This window comes from Flavobacterium sp., assembly GCF_029242675.1.
Classification (GTDB): Bacteria; Bacteroidota; Bacteroidia; order Flavobacteriales; family Flavobacteriaceae; genus Flavobacterium.
On record NZ_JAQWTM010000314.1, the window covers coordinates 1 to 2,329 of the forward strand.

2 protein-coding genes and 1 pseudogene are annotated in these 2,329 nt (G+C 28.5%); all 3 read left to right on the plus strand.

Translation table 11 applies throughout. From position 1 onward, the window contains the following. Positions 1–194 precede the first annotated feature (194 nt). Positions 195–1,442: a hypothetical protein gene (locus P8M54_RS11380; protein WP_300287981.1), complete on the plus strand. Its 1,248-nt coding sequence runs from the start codon at positions 195–197 to the stop codon at positions 1,440–1,442. A gap of 192 nt (positions 1,443–1,634) precedes the next feature. Further along, positions 1,635–1,853, plus strand: coding sequence for a hypothetical protein (locus P8M54_RS11385; RefSeq protein ID WP_300287982.1), 219 nt, complete (start codon positions 1,635–1,637; stop codon positions 1,851–1,853). A gap of 168 nt (positions 1,854–2,021) precedes the next feature. After that, positions 2,022–2,329 (plus strand): annotated as a pseudogene (locus P8M54_RS11390) (hypothetical protein); the annotation flags it as partial.

Here is a 2,329-nt window from a genome sequence, read left to right on the forward strand (position 1 = left end):
ACTGTAAGAAAATTAACTAATTAAATGCTAACAATATTTTAACATTTGGTATTTAATGCTATATTTGTTGGAGACGCGACAATATTGTATTAGTTAGTAAATACCTTAAAAGGTGATACTTTGTAATGATATAAACGAGTTATAGCCAATGGTAGCAAAGCCGAATCTACCAAATGAAAACAAACAAGATTATTATGACAGCAGACAGTTTTACAAATCATATAGTTTTTGAAAAAATAGAACAACTTAAAAAAGCCCTTTTTACAGAAAATGGAAAAGAAAAAATTGGTGTTGAAAATTTTTCGTTTTTTGAAGCGGTCTATCTTTTCGTAAGTGACAGACTAAAGTTAACTATTCCAATTCTAGTTCAAGAAGCTGAATTAACAAGCTTAGCTTCCGAAATAGAAGCTGCTACTGTTCAGATTAATTCTTTTTTAGGAAACAATAATGCTGGTCATTTGCCAAATGCCGTAAATAATTTCAATTCAGCATTAAACAGAATTAAAAATCTACCACTCCCATTAAATAAAGGAGACTTCAACTTTTCAAAAGTAGTTGCCAGTTTTCAAAATACTGTTGAGAATGCTTATAAAAATTTAGAATCATTAAATCGTAAGCTACAGGATGATTTAAAAGTAACACAAGATGACTTAACAGCTAAAAAAGCGCAAATAACCACTTTACAACAGCAATTAACAACGAAAGAAACAGAAATACAAAATGTATTAAACACATATAATACAGAATTTGAATCAATCAAATCTAGCAACAGTTCCTCATTTGAAATTGAAAAAAAGAAAATTATTGACAGTGTAGAATCGGACAGAAAAAATTATAAGGAACTATTCGAAGCAGAAAAAGAAGCAAATAAAAAGACCTTTGAAGCGCAAAAATTGCAACTTGAAAATCAATCAAATAAAGTTATAGAAGATTTAAATTCAAAACTATCTGAAGCTAGTAAAATTGTAAATATTGTTGGTAATGTAGGAGTAACTGGTAATTACCAGAACATCGCTAATCAACATAAAAAAACTGCTAACTTTTTCCGTTGGATAGCTTTAGGTTTCATGGTTGTTATGTCTTTATTATTAATTTGGTCAATCATTGAACTAAGCAGAGGGAAATTTGATTTATACAAATCACTAGTTAGAATTTTGGCAGCAGCAGTACTGACATACCCTGCTGTTTACTCATCAAGAGAATCAAATAAACATAGAAAACTAGAAACACAAAATAGAAATCTTGAATTAGAATTGGCATCAATTGGACCTTTCATTGAACTATTACCTGACGAAAAAAAGCAGAAAATTAAAGAAGAACTTGTAAAAAAATATTTCGGAAATAACAATGTGATTTCAGAAACAAAAGAAGAAGATGAAGATATCTCAATTAATGGACTAGAAAAATTACTTAAAGCAATTCTACCATTTATAAAAAAGTAACTTAATATTATAACCACTGGCTATAACAGCTGTTTTGAGCTAGCTGGAGTTTAGTGGAATTACCGTTTCGCATCAAGTTTTCATTTAGCCGAAAACTGAGCGGTTACGAAGTTCGCAACATCGCTAAGTGGCATAACATTAATAGGCATAACTTCTAAAAATCTGAAATAAGTAACTTTTTATTGAAAATATATGAAACAAATTAAAATTGGAAATTTAACTTTCTCGAAAAAAGCGATTCAATCAATTATAACTGGACTTTTTTGTACCGGAATTTTAATTGGAGCATTAATCGCACACAGAATTAAAACAGAATCAAGTTTTGATTTTGGTTTATTTATAATTTTTATCGTTCCAATTTGGTTTGTTCTGAAATCAAAATTAAAAACTGAAATAATAAAAGATAAATAGATTTAATCTTGTTGAAAATGAGACGTTTAAAAGTAAGTGTTCGCAAAAAACTCTTTACCAAAAACAGAAATTCAACTATCAGAATGAATCAAAAAAGAAACAATTCGCAAAGTAGGCAATACTTAAAATCAATCTTTGTCTAATCGGAAATTAATCTGAAACCGAAATATGAAAATTAGACTATTAATACTTTTTACCCTAGTTTTTATTTCTTGTAAAAAAGAAGTTAAAGAAGAATCTGAAAAAGTCCAAAATAAAGAATTTAACACGGAAGCAATAAGAGAAACCGAAGTTAAAAATATTGACACAATCCAAATTTCTAAAAAACACAAAACAAACAAAATTCTGTGTGATTTAGACGGAGATAATTTGAATGAAATAGTTGAAATAGTTAGAAATTCGAAAAACGGAAAAAGCGGTTTGAGAATAATCTTTGGAAACGGAAATAGAACTGATTATTTCGGAATGGGAAATAA

Coding starts and splice junctions, on each gene's coding strand:
- P8M54_RS11385 (WP_300287982.1), top strand. CDS start 1,635: ATGAAACAAATTAAAATTGGAAATTTAACTTTCTCGAAAAAAGCGATT.
- P8M54_RS11380 (WP_300287981.1), top strand. CDS start 195: ATGACAGCAGACAGTTTTACAAATCATATAGTTTTTGAAAAAATAGAA.